The organism is Halopelagius longus, from assembly GCF_900100875.1.
Classification (GTDB): Archaea; Halobacteriota; Halobacteria; order Halobacteriales; family Haloferacaceae; genus Halopelagius; species Halopelagius longus.
In genome coordinates this window covers 98,324-113,923 of record NZ_FNKQ01000004.1, presented here as the reverse complement: position 1 = coordinate 113,923, position 15,600 = coordinate 98,324, and the positions used below count along the sequence as shown (strand labels likewise).

General features: G+C 66.9%; 14 protein-coding genes. 7 read left to right on the top strand and 7 right to left on the bottom strand.

The genetic code is table 11. The features are described 5' to 3' along the window. The first annotated feature begins 379 nt into the window (after nt 1-379). Both BLS11_RS15615 and BLS11_RS15610 read left to right on the top strand, forming a co-directional pair. Nucleotides 380-1,414, top strand: coding sequence for an AI-2E family transporter (locus tag BLS11_RS15615; protein WP_175454473.1), 1,035 nt, complete (start codon nt 380-382; stop codon nt 1,412-1,414). Nucleotides 1,415-1,508: 94 nt separating this feature from the next. Continuing rightward, on the top strand, nt 1,509-2,270 hold the full coding sequence (locus BLS11_RS15610; RefSeq protein ID WP_092538714.1) for a class I SAM-dependent DNA methyltransferase: 762 nt from the start codon (nt 1,509-1,511) through the stop codon (nt 2,268-2,270). A gap of 6 nt (nt 2,271-2,276) precedes the next feature. Here BLS11_RS15610 and BLS11_RS15605 read toward each other — a convergent pair whose 3' ends face one another. The 4 genes from BLS11_RS15605 to BLS11_RS15590 form a co-directional block, all read right to left on the bottom strand. Beyond that, a complete protein-coding gene (locus BLS11_RS15605) occupies nt 2,277-2,906 on the bottom strand; it encodes a phosphoribosyltransferase (RefSeq protein WP_092538713.1) in 630 nt (209 codons plus the stop codon). Nucleotides 2,907-3,012: 106 nt separating this feature from the next. Further along, on the bottom strand, nt 3,013-5,289 hold the full coding sequence (locus BLS11_RS15600) for a dienelactone hydrolase family protein (RefSeq protein ID WP_092538712.1): 2,277 nt from the start codon (nt 5,287-5,289) through the stop codon (nt 3,013-3,015). A gap of 135 nt (nt 5,290-5,424) precedes the next feature. After that, nucleotides 5,425-6,138, bottom strand: a complete 714-nt coding sequence (locus BLS11_RS15595; protein ID WP_092538711.1) for a CPBP family intramembrane glutamic endopeptidase — start codon at nt 6,136-6,138, stop codon at nt 5,425-5,427. Nucleotides 6,139-6,429: 291 nt separating this feature from the next. Then, nucleotides 6,430-6,891, bottom strand: a complete 462-nt coding sequence (locus BLS11_RS15590) for a phosphopantetheine adenylyltransferase (RefSeq protein ID WP_092538710.1) — start codon at nt 6,889-6,891, stop codon at nt 6,430-6,432. Between the two features lie 148 nt (nt 6,892-7,039). Here BLS11_RS15590 and BLS11_RS15585 point away from each other — a divergent pair, with 148 nt between their 5' ends. Beyond that, nucleotides 7,040-7,438 carry a DUF2267 domain-containing protein gene (locus BLS11_RS15585; protein ID WP_092538880.1) on the top strand — a complete coding sequence of 133 codons (399 nt, stop codon included), beginning with the start codon at nt 7,040-7,042 and terminating at the stop codon, nt 7,436-7,438. A 280-nt stretch (nt 7,439-7,718) separates the two neighbouring features. After that, nucleotides 7,719-8,996, top strand: a complete 1,278-nt coding sequence (gene fmdA / locus BLS11_RS15580) for a formamidase (RefSeq protein WP_092538709.1) — start codon at nt 7,719-7,721, stop codon at nt 8,994-8,996. 52 nt (nt 8,997-9,048) lie between these two features. On the opposite strand, the gene BLS11_RS15575 is transcribed toward fmdA, so the two are convergent. Continuing rightward, entirely contained in the window at nt 9,049-9,384 is a 336-nt protein-coding gene (locus BLS11_RS15575; RefSeq protein ID WP_092538708.1) for a hypothetical protein, read from the bottom strand. A gap of 168 nt (nt 9,385-9,552) precedes the next feature. Between BLS11_RS15575 and thsA the strand changes: the two genes are divergently transcribed. Further along, entirely contained in the window at nt 9,553-11,238 is a 1,686-nt protein-coding gene (gene thsA / locus BLS11_RS15570) for a thermosome subunit alpha (RefSeq protein WP_092538707.1), read from the top strand. A 223-nt stretch (nt 11,239-11,461) separates the two neighbouring features. Here the strand turns inward: thsA and BLS11_RS19515 are convergent, their stop codons facing one another. After that, a complete protein-coding gene (locus BLS11_RS19515) occupies nt 11,462-11,611 on the bottom strand; it encodes a hypothetical protein (RefSeq protein ID WP_175454472.1) in 150 nt (49 codons plus the stop codon). Between the two features lie 207 nt (nt 11,612-11,818). Here BLS11_RS19515 and BLS11_RS15565 point away from each other — a divergent pair, with 207 nt between their 5' ends. Beyond that, entirely contained in the window at nt 11,819-12,523 is a 705-nt protein-coding gene (locus BLS11_RS15565; protein ID WP_139172807.1) for a hypothetical protein, read from the top strand. 126 nt (nt 12,524-12,649) lie between these two features. Here the strand turns inward: BLS11_RS15565 and BLS11_RS15560 are convergent, their stop codons facing one another. Beyond that, a complete protein-coding gene (locus tag BLS11_RS15560) occupies nt 12,650-13,618 on the bottom strand; it encodes an alpha/beta hydrolase (RefSeq protein ID WP_092538705.1) in 969 nt (322 codons plus the stop codon). A gap of 429 nt (nt 13,619-14,047) precedes the next feature. Between BLS11_RS15560 and BLS11_RS15555 the strand changes: the two genes are divergently transcribed. Then, the gene (locus BLS11_RS15555) at nt 14,048-15,598 is read left to right on the top strand and encodes an amidase (RefSeq protein WP_245698982.1); all 1,551 of its coding nucleotides are present in this window, start codon (nt 14,048-14,050) and stop codon (nt 15,596-15,598) included. Nucleotides 15,599-15,600 lie beyond the last annotated feature (2 nt).

Here is a 15,600-nt window from a genome sequence, read left to right as displayed (position 1 = left end):
TCTCGAATATTTATAAGTCGTCGGAATAGCGGTCGGAATCTGGACGACCGAAGCGGTCACACTGTTCCGACTCCCCCACGAAACCCTCCCTCCGCGAAGTTCCACCGCCCCGCGAACCACCCCCCTACGAAGGCTCAAAAGACTTTGCGGAGGGGGTCGATTTACCAGGCGTGCACCTGACCGCTGACCGTCACTTCTGCGTCCGACGACGGGGAAAGGGAGGTCCGACGCCGTTTCCATCGCCCATCGCCCGCCCGAGAACGCCCGGTCCGGGTCAACGGCCCGACAGTTCGCGGACTCCCGACCGGACGAGACTCGGACGGAGACGAACCCCCGACCGGACGGGACTCAGACGGAGACGAACTCGGAGGTCGGGATCGTGATTCGCTCCGACATCGACGCACGGAGCGTCTTCTTCGCTATCTTGCTCGCCTTCTTCGCGCTTCTCGTCGCCGCGATAATCAAACCGTTCCTGTCGTATCTCCTCGGGGTTATCCTCTTGGCGTTCGTTCTGTACCCGCTTCAACGGCGACTCGAACCCCGCCTCGGCGATCAGTTATCGGCGTTCGCTCTCGTCGCCGGCGCGCTAAGCGCGACGGCCCTCTCGGTGGCCGTGATGGTGATGGCGGTACCGACCGACCCCTCGCGAGTCACGCAGACGATAGAGAACGAACTCGCGCGCGGACAGTTTCAGCGGCAGTTAGAGAGCGCTCTCGGCGTCGAACTACCGCTTCAATCGTTCTTGGCGAACGCGCCCCGCCGCGTCGCGCAACTCCTCGTCGGCGACATCTCGAACATCGTCAGCGCGACGACGGACGTGTTCATCGGCCTCCTCCTCCTCGTCTTCTCGCTGTACTACCTGCTCAAGGACGGCGACCGACTCGTCGCGTGGATAAAACGGATGCTGCCGCTGGAAGCGGAGATAACCGAGGAACTCACCGACGAGGCGTACGTCACCACGTGGGCCGTGCTGAAGGGGCACGTCCTGGTCGCCGTCGTGCAGGGAATCGTAGCGGGCGCGGGCCTGTTCGTCGTCGGCATCTCGAACGTCCTCTTCTGGACGGCGGTGATGATGTTCCTCGCTCTCCTCCCCATCGTCGGCGTCGCCGCGGTTCTGGGGCCCGCCGCCCTCTATCTGTTCCTCGACGGGCGTCTCCTCGCGGCGGGGTTCTTGGTCGCTTACGGGCTCACCGCCGTCGCCCTCGTCGACGACTATCTCCGGGCGTACGTCGTCGATAGGGGGTCGTCGCTCCACTCCGCGGTCATCCTCGTGGGCGTCTTCGGCGGCGTGTACGCCTTCGGCGTGATGGGCCTGTTCTACGGCCCGATAGTCATCGGCCTGTTCAAGCGACTCGTCCAACTGTTCAACGAGCATTACGTCGAGACGGCCGAGACGCGAACGCGGGCGGAGTGATGCCGTCCCCCGACGGAGAGCTGCAAAAACATGTGGGTCGTTCGCACACCCGAAGAACGCTTACGTCGTCTCCGGCGGTCGGTTCACCGCACGGATGAATCTGTCCGCGGTCATCGACGACGTGAACGAGAACCCGCACCGCCGGCGGAGTTTCTACGAGTACCCTGAACTGTACGACTTCTATCACTCGCGGGTTCTCGACCGGGAGGCGCAGGTCGGCTTACTGGAGCGATTTAGCCCCGAGGAGACCGCCCGCGTTCTCGAGTTCGGGTGCGGAACCGGACCCCTCCTCGCGCGCATCGAAGGCGAGTACGACGAGGTGTTCGGCGTCGATTCGAACGAGTCGATGCTCGAACGTGCCGAGGAGAAAGTCGAGACGGCGACGCTTCGACGGGCGGACTTCACGGCGTGGTCCGCCGCCGACGAGGGCCGGGTGTTCGACGTCGCGGTTCTGATGGGCGGTCTACTCCACCTGACCGACGACCGGAATCTCGAATCGTTCGCCGAGAACGCCCACGAGAGCCTTCGAGACGGGGGCGCGTTCGCCACCTTCTTCCAACCGCTCTCGGACGACGTCGAGAACGGGAGTACGAACCTCCAAACCGTCGAGTCCGACCGGTACGCCGTCGAACGGCGCTCCGTGTGTGCGCTCACCTCCGAGCAGGGTCACTACACGACCACGCACCTGTTCGTCATCACCGACGAGAAACGGGGGACGGAGGCGCGCATGGGGACGGTGTTCGAGGGACGATTCCACGACCCGGAATCGCTCGAACGCGCGTTCTCGGCCGCCGGGTTCGGACGCGTCGAGGTACTCGACGGAGATGGTCCGTCCGTCCTCCACGCGGTGAAGTGACGCCGGTCAGGAGTCGCGTTCGAGGTACGTCATCGCCTCCTCGTCGGACACCTGTCCGAACCGGTCGTAGAACTGCCCGACGGCGCGGAAGTTCGACGGCGTCTCCAGACAGACCACCTCGTCGGCCTCCGCTTCGAGTTCGTCGATGGTCCGCGGCGACCCGACGGGGACGGCGAGGACGACTCGTCGCGCGCCCGCCTCGCGGACGGTCCTGACGCAGGCCGTCGCGGTGCCGCCCGTCGCGACGCCGTCGTCGGCTATCACCACCGTCTTCTCGCGCAACTCGGGCGTCGGCCGGTCGCCGCGGTACCGGTCGGCTTTCTCGCGCGAGGCGCGTTCGACGCTCTCGCGTTCGGATTCGACGTACTCCCTGTCCACGCCGCCCGGCCCGACGGCGTCGTCGTTCACCCAGAAGTGGCCCTGACTGGAGACGGCCCCGACGGCGTACTCGGGGTTGTTCGGGGCGCCGATCTTCTTCGCGACGATGATGTCGAGTGGGACGCCGAGTCTATTCGCGATGGGTCGCCCTATCGGCAGTCCGCCTCGCGGAACCGCGAGAACGACGTCCGCCTCGACCCCGCGCTCTGTGAGTTCCTCCGCCAGTTGCCGGCCGGCATCCGCTCTGTCTCGGAACATCTGTGCTATCGTGTGACGTAGGCGCGGCGGCGACATAAGCGGCGTCCCCGTTGGTTCTCACAGCCGACTTGGGGAACCAACGGGCGGTCGTAGCCCCCGCCCGGCGCTACAACGTCACCGTCGTCTCGGTGTGACCGGAGGGGACTTCGACCGTCTCCTCTTTCTGCTCCGTCGCGAGCGTGACCGCCGCGGCGTCGGTCGAATCGACGGTCAGCGTTATCGGGTCTGCCGGGTCGAGTCCCGCTTCTTCGACCCAGACGGTGGCTTCGCTCACCCGTTCGAGGACGGCCGAGAGCGCGTTTCGCTTCGGCGGGTCCGACGTCGGTTCCGTCCACTCCGTCCCGTGCTTCGTGTGCGGCGCCGGTTCCGTCCCTTCGCGTTCGTAGTTCACCGCGACCGGCGGCGCCTCGCCGAACGCGTGCGAGCGAACGTCGACTCGCCCGTCGGCCGCGCCGTCCGCCACCCGGACGCCGGAGACCCAGTACGCGCCGTCGTGAACGAGGTCGAACTGCTCGGCGTCCTGTGCGGGAATCGGACGGTAGACGACTCGAACCGGAGACTCTGGAACCGTCGACGTCCCGAGGAAGTCGCGGGCCGGACCCCACTGGTCGCGGAACGCGAACGTGAAGTGGTCGTAGCCGGGGAAGACGTCCAGTTCGTGACGGTACTCCAACTCGCGCAGTCGCTGTTCGGTACTCGTGTAGACCGGCGCCGGGACGAGTTTGTCGTTCGAACCGTTCCACATCCGCACCGGGAGGTTGCGGAATCCGTCGAGGTACTTCGGGGTGCTCGCCTCGTACGCCTCCGATTCGAAGGCGCCCCCGGCGACGGCGAACGCGCGGGCGAACAGGTCCGGATAGAGGCCGCCGAGGCGGAACGTCCCGAACGCACCCATGGAGTATCCGCCGACGGTCACGCGGTCCTCGTCGACCGCGAACCGGTGGGCCGCGTCGTTCCACGCCTCGAACACGTCGAGTTCGGCCTCGTCGTTGTACCATCCCGCCGGACCGCGCCCTTCCGGCGTCAGGACCAACGAATCGCGCTGTTCGCCGAGTTGGCGGAGGAGGTTCGGACTGAGGACCGCGTACTCGCTGTACGTCGACCCGAGGGAGTGGAGGTGGAGGTGCAACGCCGTCGGGTCGCCGTCGTAACTCTCCGGCACGTACAGCCCGTACGGTTGGATGCGGCCGAGCAACACGTCGTTCTCGGCGTCCACCCCCGACCCGAGGTCGTACCGCGACGAGTACAGGCAGGTGAGGAAGCCGGAGTCGGGGATTCGGCAGTCGGTGACGCGACTGTCGAGTTTCCCGAACTCGACGTCCGCGTGCAACTCCGAGACGTCTCGCTCGGCGAGTGCCTTCGCCTGCGCGTGGTCGCGCCAGTGGCCGTAGCCGATGCCGCGCGAACCGAGTTCGGTCGTCTCCTCCACCTCGCCGGTCTCCCGATTCACGTTCGGCGCGCCGACCGGTTCGTCGAACCGGAAGCCGACGTTGAACACCGGCGGGGGGTTCTCGCCGTGGGCACCGCCCGGATGCGTCGAGTCCGGCAGTTCTCGGACGGGAGTGAACCGCTCGTTCTCCCCGTCCCAGAGACCCGCGACGAGGTAGTGCCGCCACGTAGCGTCCTTCGGCGGAGAGAGGGGGACGGTCACCTCTATCTGGTTCCGTTCGAGGTCAACCGACGACTCGACGGACTCGCCGTCGAGTTCCGCGCCCGACCCCCACGTCACGAGCGTGTGATTCAGGCCGAGTTCGCCGAGGGTTCCGATTCCGTACCCCCAGTCGTCGGTTCCGCCGGACTCCCCGGTGTCGATGCCGAGAGCCACCGCCGCGGCGTCCGGTTCCACCATCGTGTTGAGGGTGAACCGATACCGGAGTTTCCCCTCGTGGCGCGTCGCGCGGAACTCCACCAAGTCGGCCGCGTTGTGCCGGTAGGTCGCCTCGTCGGTCGGGTAGACGACGTCGCCCGTCATCGTCCCGTTCTCCCCGTAGGCGTCCTCGCTGTTCGGCGCCGGTTGCGGCGGTTCGGACGTGTTCGTCGTGTTGGCGCCGTAGTCGTCGTAGACGTAGTCCTGATAGAGGTACTCCCCTTTGACGTACGCCTCGGTGCCGGCGACGCGGAGCGAATCGGCCTTCCACGGGGGTTCGTTCTCGAACTGCGGCGCCGTCACCGGTTCGTCGTACAGGAGAGACGGACCGGGGCCCGGCGACCCGCCGTCCGCGGACCGAAAGCCGCCGTCCTCGTCCGTCGCCCGCGCCGGCGTCGAGGCGAGAGCGCCCGTTCCCGCGAGTGCGCCGAGGAGACCGACGCTCCGCAGGACCGTTCGACGGGAGTGTCGCCGCCCCTCGTCTCGTTCGTTCTCTCGGCCGTTGTTATCTATCATGAAGAACACTCTGTCCGACCGCGTACAAGGAGTTACTGCGCGGTCTCTCGCCGACGAAACGATTGTCAATCTCTGCCGCACCCTCGTGGTCTCTGAACCAGAACCGGTCGATTCGGTACTCTGGCTACGTGCGAATCACACGACGTAAAAGTGATATATCAGGACGATGCTGGCCGTATTGTAAATTCCGTGCGCTACCATCGGTGCGGTTAACCGGCCGGTGTAAACGAACAACAGCGTGTAGGCGATAGTGGGAACTAAAATATCGAACCACTCTACGGAGTTCGTCGGCAGGTGGCCGACGCTGAAGAACAGTACCGATAGGAGTGCGGCCACCCACAGCCCGATACGCGGGTTCTCGAACGTGTCTCCGAGGACGGTGATGAAGTACCCTCTGTTGTAGAGTTCCTCGGTGATTCCGCCGCCGATTACTCCCAACGCCACGTAGGAGAGGAGACCCACGACCGTCGTTCCGTCCATCACGGAGATCATCTGCGCTACGTCCGCCCTCTCTGCCCCGCCGGTGGCCGGGATGATCCACCCCATCTGCAGTGCCGCCCAGCCTAACCCTATCGACAGTCCCAGTACGCCGTCTCGTCTCAAGTTCCGCGAGGTGAGACCTATCTCTCGGAAGTCCTTCCCGAGATAGTTCAGCGACACGTAGAGTAGCGCACCGACGGTGGTGAACTGGAAGAGTGCGACCAGCAGTAGATTGATGCCGGTGAGACCGCCGTTGTACCACGTGATTCCGAAAAAGAGGTTGGGGACGACGAAGAGGACGAACCCCACGACGACGGTCGTGACGAACACCAGCAACGTTTTGACTCTACTATCAGCGGTTTGAGACATAGCCGTCAATCCCCTGTAGAATGGAGAGATGAGCGGATAACCCTATCGTACTTGACACAACGCTAGTTTCTCCCCACCGCCGCGAGATGACGTTTCAGCGGGCGAATCCGCCGGTTCGATCCCACTTACTCAGATGACGCCTCCGAGTCCGAGGGCGATTATCGGGAGCGACACGATGATACCGAGAATCCCGGCCGCGAGTCCGAGGCGTCGTCCCCGGTCGTCGCTCATAGCTCCGTTATCGACGCTCTCTCACAAGTCCGTTCGCCGGCCGGCGGCCGACCGGCGTTCTCACTTGCGGACGTTTCCGTGTTCGTCTATCTCGCCGCGGACGATGCGCGTCGAGGAGATGCGTTCACCGTCGTCGGCGTAGACGTACGGGACGACGACGGCCCGAATCGGGTCCATCCCGCGTTCCCGCCGAACGTCGTTGATGGTCTCGACTTCGGGCACCGTCTCGGGGGAGACGACGAGTGCGTCGATGGAGGGGTCCTCGGTGGCTATCCCGTGTTCGTCCGCGAGTCGTCGCACGCTCACGTCGCGCCCCCACTCGTCCATGTCGGCTATCTCCGCCCGTACGTCGTCGGCCCGTCGGTCGTACGGCGGAACCGACCGCGTCCGCTCCGCGCCCGCGAGTTCGTCGCTCGTGAGTGCGACCACGACGCCGTCGTCTCCGAGTTCGAGTGCCGCGCGCAGGAGCGCCCGGTGGCCGTCGTGAAGGGGTCCGAACGTCCCCGCGACTGCGACTCGCATGCCCGAACGTTGGCTCGGGACGGCCGTGTATCCTCCGTTCGTTCGGTGCAGTGAAAATCACCGGAGACGACCTATCCTACCGGAATATCGGAGTTTCGCCTCAGCGTTTATTGATTCTCGGGCGTTAGCTCGGACGGGGGTGAACACGATGGACTACGACAGCTTTCTCGGTCAGGTGCAGAACGAACTCGAACTGAGCTCTACGGGCGAGGCGGCCCGAGCGACGCGCGCGGTCCTGACGACGCTCGGCGAACGCCTCGAAGGGGGCGAGGCGAGCGACCTCGCTGCACCGTTACCGATGGAGATAGACCGGTTCCTCCTCGAAGCGGAGTCCGGGCAGCAGTTCGACTACGACGAGTTCGTAGACCGGGTCGTCGAACGAGAGGGGGAAGACCGGTCGGAGGCGGCGTACCACGCCCAGGCCGTCCTCGACGTGGTGAGCGAGACGGTTCCGGAGGGAGAACTCGAGGAGGTCAAAGCGCAACTCCCCCCGGAGTACGAGGACCTCTTCGAAGTCGCGGAGCGAGCGACCGACGGCGGGCAGTAACCCGTCTCCGGTATCGGCCGAACCGCCGACCCCTCGTCGGCCGTTTCGCCCGTCCCGTCGTTCGCGTTCGTCGGTCGGACTCCTCCCTCGCACCGTCCTCGCGGGCGATCCTCTCCGGGCGTTCACTCCGACAAGAGTAAACTAATACCGGACTTCGGAGGATACATACGGACGATTTCGAGTTATCGTCCGACAAACGAGTTCTACTTTGTCGTTAACCGCGAAAATTTTTAATACGAGATCTGCTGTCTGTGGCCGTAGTGCGTGAGGATAGTTACCAATGCCCGACGTACATTTCGAGGTAGACACCGACGAACCGCCCGACGAACAGCCGGGAGCCAACCCGTTCAACCGCTGGCACCCGGAAATCGAACCCGTCGTCACGGCCGAACCCGGCGAGACGGTCCGCTTGGAGTGTCTCGACTGGACGGGCGGCCAGATACGGGATAACGACAACGCGAACGAAGTCCGCGACGTGGACCTGAATCAGGTGCACTACCTGAGCGGTCCGGTCGAAGTCGAGGGGGCGGAACCGGGGGACCTGCTGAAGGTGACGCTTCTGGACATCGGCCCCCTGAACGAACGCTCGGAGTACGGGTTCACCGGCATCTTCTCCCAGCAGAACGGCGGGGGCTTTCTCACCGACCACTTCCCCGACGCGTCGAAGGCCATCTGGGACATCGACGGCACCTACGTCTCGTCGCGCCACATCCCGAACGTCCGCTACGAGGGGATGATACACCCCGGACTCATCGGGACGGCTCCCTCCGAGGAACTGTTAGAGGAGTGGACGACGCGCGAACAGGAACTCATCGACCGACACCGGGAGGACCCCGAGTCGATTCCCGACCACCCCACGGGGGAGTCCGAACCGCCGGTTGCGAACCCGCCCACCGAGGACGGCGCCCTCCCCGGCGAGGCGACGGGCGACGCCGCGGACCGAATCGCCCGGGAGGGTGCGCGGACGGTCCCGCCGAGGGAACACGGCGGTAACTGCGACATCAAGGACCTCTCGCTCGGTTCGACCATCTACTTCCCCGTCTTCGTCGAGGGCGGGAAGTTCGGCATCGGCGACATCCACGCCTCGCAGGGCGACGGCGAGATAACGTTCTGCGGCGCCATCGAGATGGCCGGGTACGTGGACCTGCAGTTCGAGTTGGTGGACGACGGGATGGAGAAGTTCGGCATCGACCACCCCATCTTCGAACCGGGACACCGCGGGCCGAACTTCTCCGACTACGTCGTCTTCGAGGGCTACTCCGTCACGGAGGACGGCGAACAGAAGTACATCGACTCCCACGTCGCCTACCGCCGCGCCGCCCTCGAAGCCATCAGTTACCTCACGAAGTTCGGATACACGCGAGAGCAAGCGTACATGATTCTCGGGACGGCACCCATCGAAGGGAAACAGAGCGGCGTCGTCGATATTCCGAACGCCTGTTCGACGCTCGGTATCCCGAAGGACGTGTTCGAGTTCGACATCAGTCCGGACTCCCTCGGCGAGTTCGACGGCGAGGACTTCGGACAGGTCCCCATCACGGACGACCCACTCGGGTGAGCGACCGCGGCTGTCCCCTCTCTTTGGCGGTAAACCCGTGAGCGCGATATCGTCACCCCTCCGAGGCCGCCGGTCCGAGTCCGTCCTCCTCGACGACCCGACGCACCACGGACGCCAACGGGAGCAACTGCTCTTCGTCCACCGCCTCCGGTTCGGACACGTCGCCCGAGGCCACCGCGTGGTACCGCGAGGCCGCCAGCAACGCGATTCGCATCGCGTCGTTCGTCGTCACGCGCCGGTCCTCGACGGCGTCGTTCAGTTCGTCGCGTATCTCGCTCACCCGTTCGCGCGTCTCCATCGACATCGTCAGCGACACCTGATACCGGTGCGGAACCTCCTCGTGGAACTCCTCGACGGCGGACGCGAGGGCTTCGCTCTCCTTTGTCATAAGTTACCACGACGCTCGATTCGGCCCTAAGTCTTCGGGACGGCGGCGTCGTCGCCCGCACGGGCCGGCCGGGACAGCAGTTCGGTTACTGTCACGTTTACGGCCGAACAGTCCCCGAGACGGCGAACGGGATTTTTTGCGCTCGACGGCGTACCGACGGAGGATTCGATGGTGGAGCGAGATATCACGCGACTGGGTTCCGAGGGGCGGGGTCCGGTCGGCCGCATCGACGGCCGCGACGTTCGCCGGACGAACGTCGCCGCCGGACGGGGGGTCGCCGCGGTGGTGGAGTCCACGTTGGGTCCGAAGGGTCTCGACAAGATGCTCGTCGGCGCGGACGGACACGTCGTCGTCACGAACGACGGGGCGAAGGTGCTCGAGAACCTCCCTCTCGACCACCCGGCGGCGCGGGTTCTGGTCGAAACGGCGCGTCGGCAGGACGACCGGGTGAACGACGGGACGACGACGGCTGTCGTTTTAGCGGGGGAGTTACTGTCGAACGCCGGGGACCTCGTCGAACGCGGCGTCCCGCCGGCGGCGGTCGCGGCGGGGTACCACCGGGCGGCGACGCGCGCGTCGGACGCACTCGACGAGTATGCGGTCGATATCGACCCGGACGACGCGGCGAGACTCGAAGACGTGGCCCGAACGGTCGTCACGGGCAAGTGGGACGAGTCGGCGGCGGAGTGTCTCGCCCGGCGCGCCGTCGAGACGGCGGCGGCGGTCGGGGAGGGGCGCACCCTCGACTTCGAGCGAATCACGAGACAGACGGCCCCCGGCGGGTCGGTGTTCGATTCGACCGTCTGCGGCGGCCTCCTCGTCGATTTAGAGCTCTCCTCGACGGACGTCGCCTCGCGGGAGGCGACTCTCCCGGCGCGGTTTCCCGACGCGACGGTCGTTCTCGTCGACGGGCAACTCACCGTCGAGACGCTCTCCGGCGCGAGCGAAGTGGTCGTCGAAACCCCCGAGGAACTCCGGGAGTTCGAGGCGTACGAACGGGAGCGATACGACGACATCCGCGCGCGAATCGAGGGCGTCGGCGCGGACGCGGTGTTCTGTCAGAAGTCGATAGACGACCCGGTGCGGGACGCCCTCGCGCGGGCGGGGATTCTCGCCGTCGAACGCACGCGGGCCGACGAGTTCCGGACCCTCGCGCGCGTCACCGGCGCGTCCCCCGTCGCCGCCGTCGAGGAGTTGACGCCGGCGGACGCCGGCCGCGCCGAACTCGTCGAACGTCGGTCGGCGGGCGACCGCGAGTTCGTCGCAGTCGAGGGCGAGTCGGCGTCGCGTCACGTCTCCGTCCTCCTCCGCGGCGGGACGCCGCGCGTCCTCGACGAACTCGCGGGCATCTTCGACGACTGCCTCGGCGTTCTGCGGACCGCGGTCGAGGAGGGGGGAGTACTCCCCGGCGGCGGGGCCGCGGAGGTACGCCTCTCGCGGGAACTCTCGGCGTTCGCACCGAGCGTTCGGGGAACGGAGCAACTCGCCGTCGAGGCGTTCTCGGACGCGCTGGAACGCGTGCCGTGGCTTCTCGCCGAGAGCGCCGGCCTCGACCCGATAGACGTACTCGCGGAACTGCACGCCCGCCACGACGACGGCGAAGTGTTCGCCGGACTCGACCTCGCGGCGGGCGAACCGGCGAACACGCTGTCCCGCGGCGTCGTCGAACCCGTGCCGGTGAAGCGACGGTCCGTCCTCGGTGCCGCGGAGGCGGCGACGACGCTCGTTCGCGTGGACGACGCCGTCGCCGTCGCCTCGCCGGGGGAGGACGACGAACCCGGCCACGACCACGACCACGGCCGCGGCGGCGTCGTCGAGAGCACCGGCGGGTACCCGTGGACGCTCGGACATTGATCGAACATATGTGATCGTACAACCGGAATCCCGCCGACGCGGCTCCCCCGACTGCTCATCCTGCTCGGCGTGGCGGCCGTTTTGGTAACGCTCTCGCGCAGCGAGACGTTTCACAGTCTCCTCACGCCGCTCGTCGAGCGCGCTCTCAGTCGCACCGCGACCTTCGAACTCCGCGACTACGTCGGCCTACTGAACCTCAACCGCGAGTTCACCGTCGCCGACCTCACCGTCCGAGGAACTCGTCACGCGGGCCGAGGGCGACACCGAAGCGCACGAACGAGCGAAGAACGCGCACCGCCGCCTCCTCGACTTCGAGCGACGACTCGACCCGGAACAGGACCCGACGCCGGACGACGCGCGGTCCAACCGACATCTCCACCGAACGTAGCGCCGTTCGCCGCGAACGAGGCACCGTCACCGGAGTCGCTCCGCCCCACCGTCACGAGCCGATTAGTCCGACGTTATCCGCCTAGGCGACCGTACGACCGGCGTACGCGCCTTCCGTGCCCTCCGAGTCGTCTCCGGCGCTTCGGTGGCTTATGCACTCGTTAGGCGTCCCGTCGCCTCGCCGCGGCGGGGTATGGTCTGCGTTACAATCTATCCGCTGTTCGAACGGTGGGACAGACACATGGGCGTCGGTCGTTCACCGCCGAACTCCGTACTCTCCGGGGGGCGGTTCGGTCGGGATGCGCTTCGGTCGCGTCTGGAGTACGCCGCGTCGGTCGGGTGGTTCCCCGCCGTCGTCACCGTCTGGTTCTTCGTCGTCCAACCGTCCATCGCTCGGTTTCGACTGTTCGCGCTCCAGTCGACGCCCCCCTCGTCGCTCGAAGAACTCCCCGTTCGCGCGGTTGGCGTCTTCGCGCACGTCCTCTTTCACGACCCGACGCAACGGCCGCCGCTTCACCTGTTGAAGAACCTCGGCCTGTTCGCCGCCGTCGCCGTCGGCTTTCTGAGCCTGAACGAATCGGCGGACGCGATTCGTGCCGCCTACGCCCGTCTGGTGGTTCTCACGCCCCCGGTGACGGCGGCGGTGTTTCTCGTCACCGGACGGACGAAGTTCGGATACGGCGCGTCGACGGTCGGATTCGCCCTGACCGGGTACGTGGCGGGCGAGATCGTCGCCGGAAGCGCTTCGCCCCGTCACTCCCGACTCGCGTTCGCCTTCCTGTGCTACGCGACGGCGGTGTTCGTCGGGGACGTCGTGACCGGGGGACTGGCGACTGCGCTCCACGCGGCCGGATTTCTGCTGGGTGCGTCGTACGCGATACTCTCCGCGGCGCGGTGAGACGCGTCGGCGTGCCACGTCCGACCACCTCGCACGACGGTCGGACGACCCCTCGGCGGCCGAACCGCCGGGAGAGGCCGTCGCAACGGCGCAAAGACGCTCTTCGTCCCTCATTTGCCCGCCGCCTCACTCCGAGAGGTCGTTCAGCATGGTCGCAAGGGCCTCCTCGGCGTGCGGGCGCATCGGTTCGACGAACATCCCGACGAAGGCGTGTATCTGGTCGGAGTAGTGGTGGTGCCGAACCGGGACGCCCGCCTCCGAGAGGCGTCTCGCGTACGCGATTCCCTCGTCCCGAATCGGGTCGAACCCGCAGGTGAGAACCGACGCCGGCGGAAGTCCCGACAGGTCCCGCGCCCGCAACGGCGAGGCGTAGGGGTGTTTGCCGTCGAGTTCGTCGCCGAGGTAGTGGTTCCAGAACCACCGGCTGTCGGCGCGTTCGAGGTAGTACCCGGACGCGTTCTCCTCGTGGGACGGCGTGTCGAAGGCGTGTTCCGTCGCGGGGTATATCAGCAACTGTCGTTCGAGGGCGGGGCCGTCGAAGTCCCGAAACGAAAGCGCGACGGCCGCCGCGAGGTTGCCGCCCGAACTATCGCCGCCGACGGCTACCCGTTCCGCGTCGCCGCCGATGGCGTCGGCGTTCTCCGTCACCCACCGCGTCGCGGCGCGGCAGTCCCGCAGTCCGGCCGGGAACGGATGTTCCGGCGCGTGTCGGTAGTTCACCGAGACGACCAACCGACCGGACTCGACGGCCATGTGGCGGCAGGCGGCGTCCATCTTGTCGAGTCCGCCGAGCACCCACCCGCCGCCGTGGAAGTAGACGAGGACGCCCCGCCCGTCGTCGCCCGCCGGTCGGTAGATACGAAGCGGAATCGGGTCGTCCGGCCCGGGAATCGAGATATCGAACACCTCCTCCACGTCGGGTCCCTCCGTCCGTTCTACGAGCATCGCCGACTGTTCGCGCTCGGACTCGACGGAGAGGTTCGCCGTCGAGGGGAGGCCCCTCGACTCCACCCCCTCGAGGAACGCCTGAGCGTCGGGATGCAACTCGCCCCGTCCGGCGTCTTCGTCCACTCCGTCGGTCGATTCCCCCGTCATCGTCACTCCAACCCCCCTTCGGCGGCGCGAGGACGGAGGTCCTCGCTCGGTTCGGTGCGGCGTCTCTCCCGTCCTCCCTTCTCCGACGCGTCGGAAACGGTCGCGCGCATACGATATTCGAACGTGGTTTGGTACCAAAGAACTAGGGAGAGCCTCCTCCCGGTGGCCGCCTCTCCTCGCTCAAAGGCTCAAAACTATCTTTTCCGCCTTTGGTATCCAAACTCTTCTCCTGTCTTTGCCAGTTTTGCTATCTCGTATTTCTCTCATCGCCAGACGGTGGTGCCTCCGTCCGCTAGCAGTCCCGCCGTTCGGACCGCCTGACGCTCCCGTCACCCGAACGATTATGCGGGCCTCTCCCGTGACTCGGGGACGCATGACGAGACTCGACGACGGACGGACCGGCGGCTATCGGGGGGACGGGTAGTGCCGATGCCCCTCTCTTCCGTCTCGGCGGCGTGGATTGCGGAGGCGGGCGAGTCGATGGGGTTCGACCTCTCTGCGGCGGACGCCGAACGCTTCGCTCGCGGCGTGAGCGACGAACTCGGCGGGTACGCCGCCCTCGACGAACTCGCGCCGACGGACGCCTCGGGGTCGGTCGCGGTGCGCGACGTTCGCGCGCCCGGCGAGGACGAGGACCCCCACAACGCCTACATCACGGCGTTCTCGATGGAGAGCGGCGACGGTGACGCCGACGGCCCTCTCTCCGGCGTCGATGTCGCCGTGAAGGACAACCTCGCCGTCGCGGGCGTCCCGATGACCTGCGGGTCGCGCGTCTTCGAGGGCGTCGTCCCCCGACGGAACGCGAGTATCGTCGACCGACTGCTCTCTGCGGCCGCGCGCATCGTCGGCAAGACCAACATGGACGAACTCGCCTACGGCCCGACGAGCGAAACCAGCGCCTTCGGGCCGGTGACCAACCCGGCGGACGGGAGTCGAGTCGCGGGCGGGTCCTCCTCCGGAAGCGCCGCCGCCGTCGCCGAGGGGTCGGCGGACCTCGCACTCGGGAGCGACACCGGCGGGTCGGTCCGCATCCCGGCGTCGTTCTGCGGCGTCGTCGGCTTCAAACCCTCGTGGGGCGCGGTTCCGCGCGACGGGTTCGTGGACCTGGCGTACACGCTCGACCACGTCGGAACGCTCGCGCCGGACGTGGAGACGGCGGCGCTCGGATTCGACGTGATCGGCGGCTACGACGCTCGGGACCCCTCCTCGGCGCTAGCGAGGGAGATTCCGGTCGGCGAGTGCGCGTCGGGACTGACCGACGCGCCGGACCCGGCCGACCTCTCTCTCGGCGTCCCCGAGGAACTCCTCTCGGACCACGTCTCCGAGGAGGTGCGCGAACGCTTCCGAGACGCCGTGGCGACGCTCGAATCCGCGGGGGCGACCGTCGAATCGGTCCGACTGCCGACCGTCGAGGACGCCGTCTACGTCTGGAACGCGATAACGAACGTCGAGTTCGCCGCCGCACTCCGGCGGAACGGCCTCCCCCTCGAACGCCAGGGACCGTTCGACACCGCCCGGTACGACGCGGCGAGTGCGAGACAGTCCGCCGCGGGCGTCGGGTTCGGCGACGTGGTGAAGGAACGCGCCCTCGTCGGCGCGGCCTTGCTGGACCGGTACGACGGCCGCCACTACACCCGGGCGCGGAACGTCTGTTCGACCTTGAAGGCGGAGTTCGAGGCCGCACTCGACGGCCGTGACGCCCTCGTCTCGCCGACGATGCCCGTCGTCGCGCCGGAGGTGGGCGCGTGGCGACCCCACGAGTACGACGACGCGGACGGCGGGGAGAGCCTCGACGTGCCACTCGCGTACAACACGCGCCCGATGGATCTCGCGGGCGTCCCCGGGGTGACCGTCCCCGACGGTGACGACGACGGCGACGCACTCCCGGTCGGCGTCCAGTTCGTCGCCGGGTCCTACGAGGACGCGGAACTCCTCCGAATCGCGCGCACGTTCGAACGGGTGCGGGACGGGGACGCGTAGCC

Coding starts and splice junctions, on each gene's coding strand:
- fmdA (WP_092538709.1), top strand. CDS start 7,719: ATGCCCGACGTACATTTCGAGGTAGACACCGACGAACCGCCCGACGAA.
- BLS11_RS15585 (WP_092538880.1), top strand. CDS start 7,040: ATGGACTACGACAGCTTTCTCGGTCAGGTGCAGAACGAACTCGAACTG.
- BLS11_RS15610 (WP_092538714.1), top strand. CDS start 1,509: ATGAATCTGTCCGCGGTCATCGACGACGTGAACGAGAACCCGCACCGC.
- BLS11_RS15600 (WP_092538712.1), bottom strand. CDS start 5,289: ATGATAGATAACAACGGCCGAGAGAACGAACGAGACGAGGGGCGGCGA.
- thsA (WP_092538707.1), top strand. CDS start 9,553: ATGGTGGAGCGAGATATCACGCGACTGGGTTCCGAGGGGCGGGGTCCG.
- BLS11_RS15590 (WP_092538710.1), bottom strand. CDS start 6,891: ATGCGAGTCGCAGTCGCGGGGACGTTCGGACCCCTTCACGACGGCCAC.
- BLS11_RS15555 (WP_245698982.1), top strand. CDS start 14,048: ATGCCCCTCTCTTCCGTCTCGGCGGCGTGGATTGCGGAGGCGGGCGAG.
- BLS11_RS15575 (WP_092538708.1), bottom strand. CDS start 9,384: ATGACAAAGGAGAGCGAAGCCCTCGCGTCCGCCGTCGAGGAGTTCCAC.
- BLS11_RS15605 (WP_092538713.1), bottom strand. CDS start 2,906: ATGTTCCGAGACAGAGCGGATGCCGGCCGGCAACTGGCGGAGGAACTC.
- BLS11_RS19515 (WP_175454472.1), bottom strand. CDS start 11,611: ATGTCGGTTGGACCGCGCGTCGTCCGGCGTCGGGTCCTGTTCCGGGTC.
- BLS11_RS15595 (WP_092538711.1), bottom strand. CDS start 6,138: ATGTCTCAAACCGCTGATAGTAGAGTCAAAACGTTGCTGGTGTTCGTC.
- BLS11_RS15560 (WP_092538705.1), bottom strand. CDS start 13,618: ATGACGGGGGAATCGACCGACGGAGTGGACGAAGACGCCGGACGGGGC.
- BLS11_RS15565 (WP_139172807.1), top strand. CDS start 11,819: ATGGTCTGCGTTACAATCTATCCGCTGTTCGAACGGTGGGACAGACAC.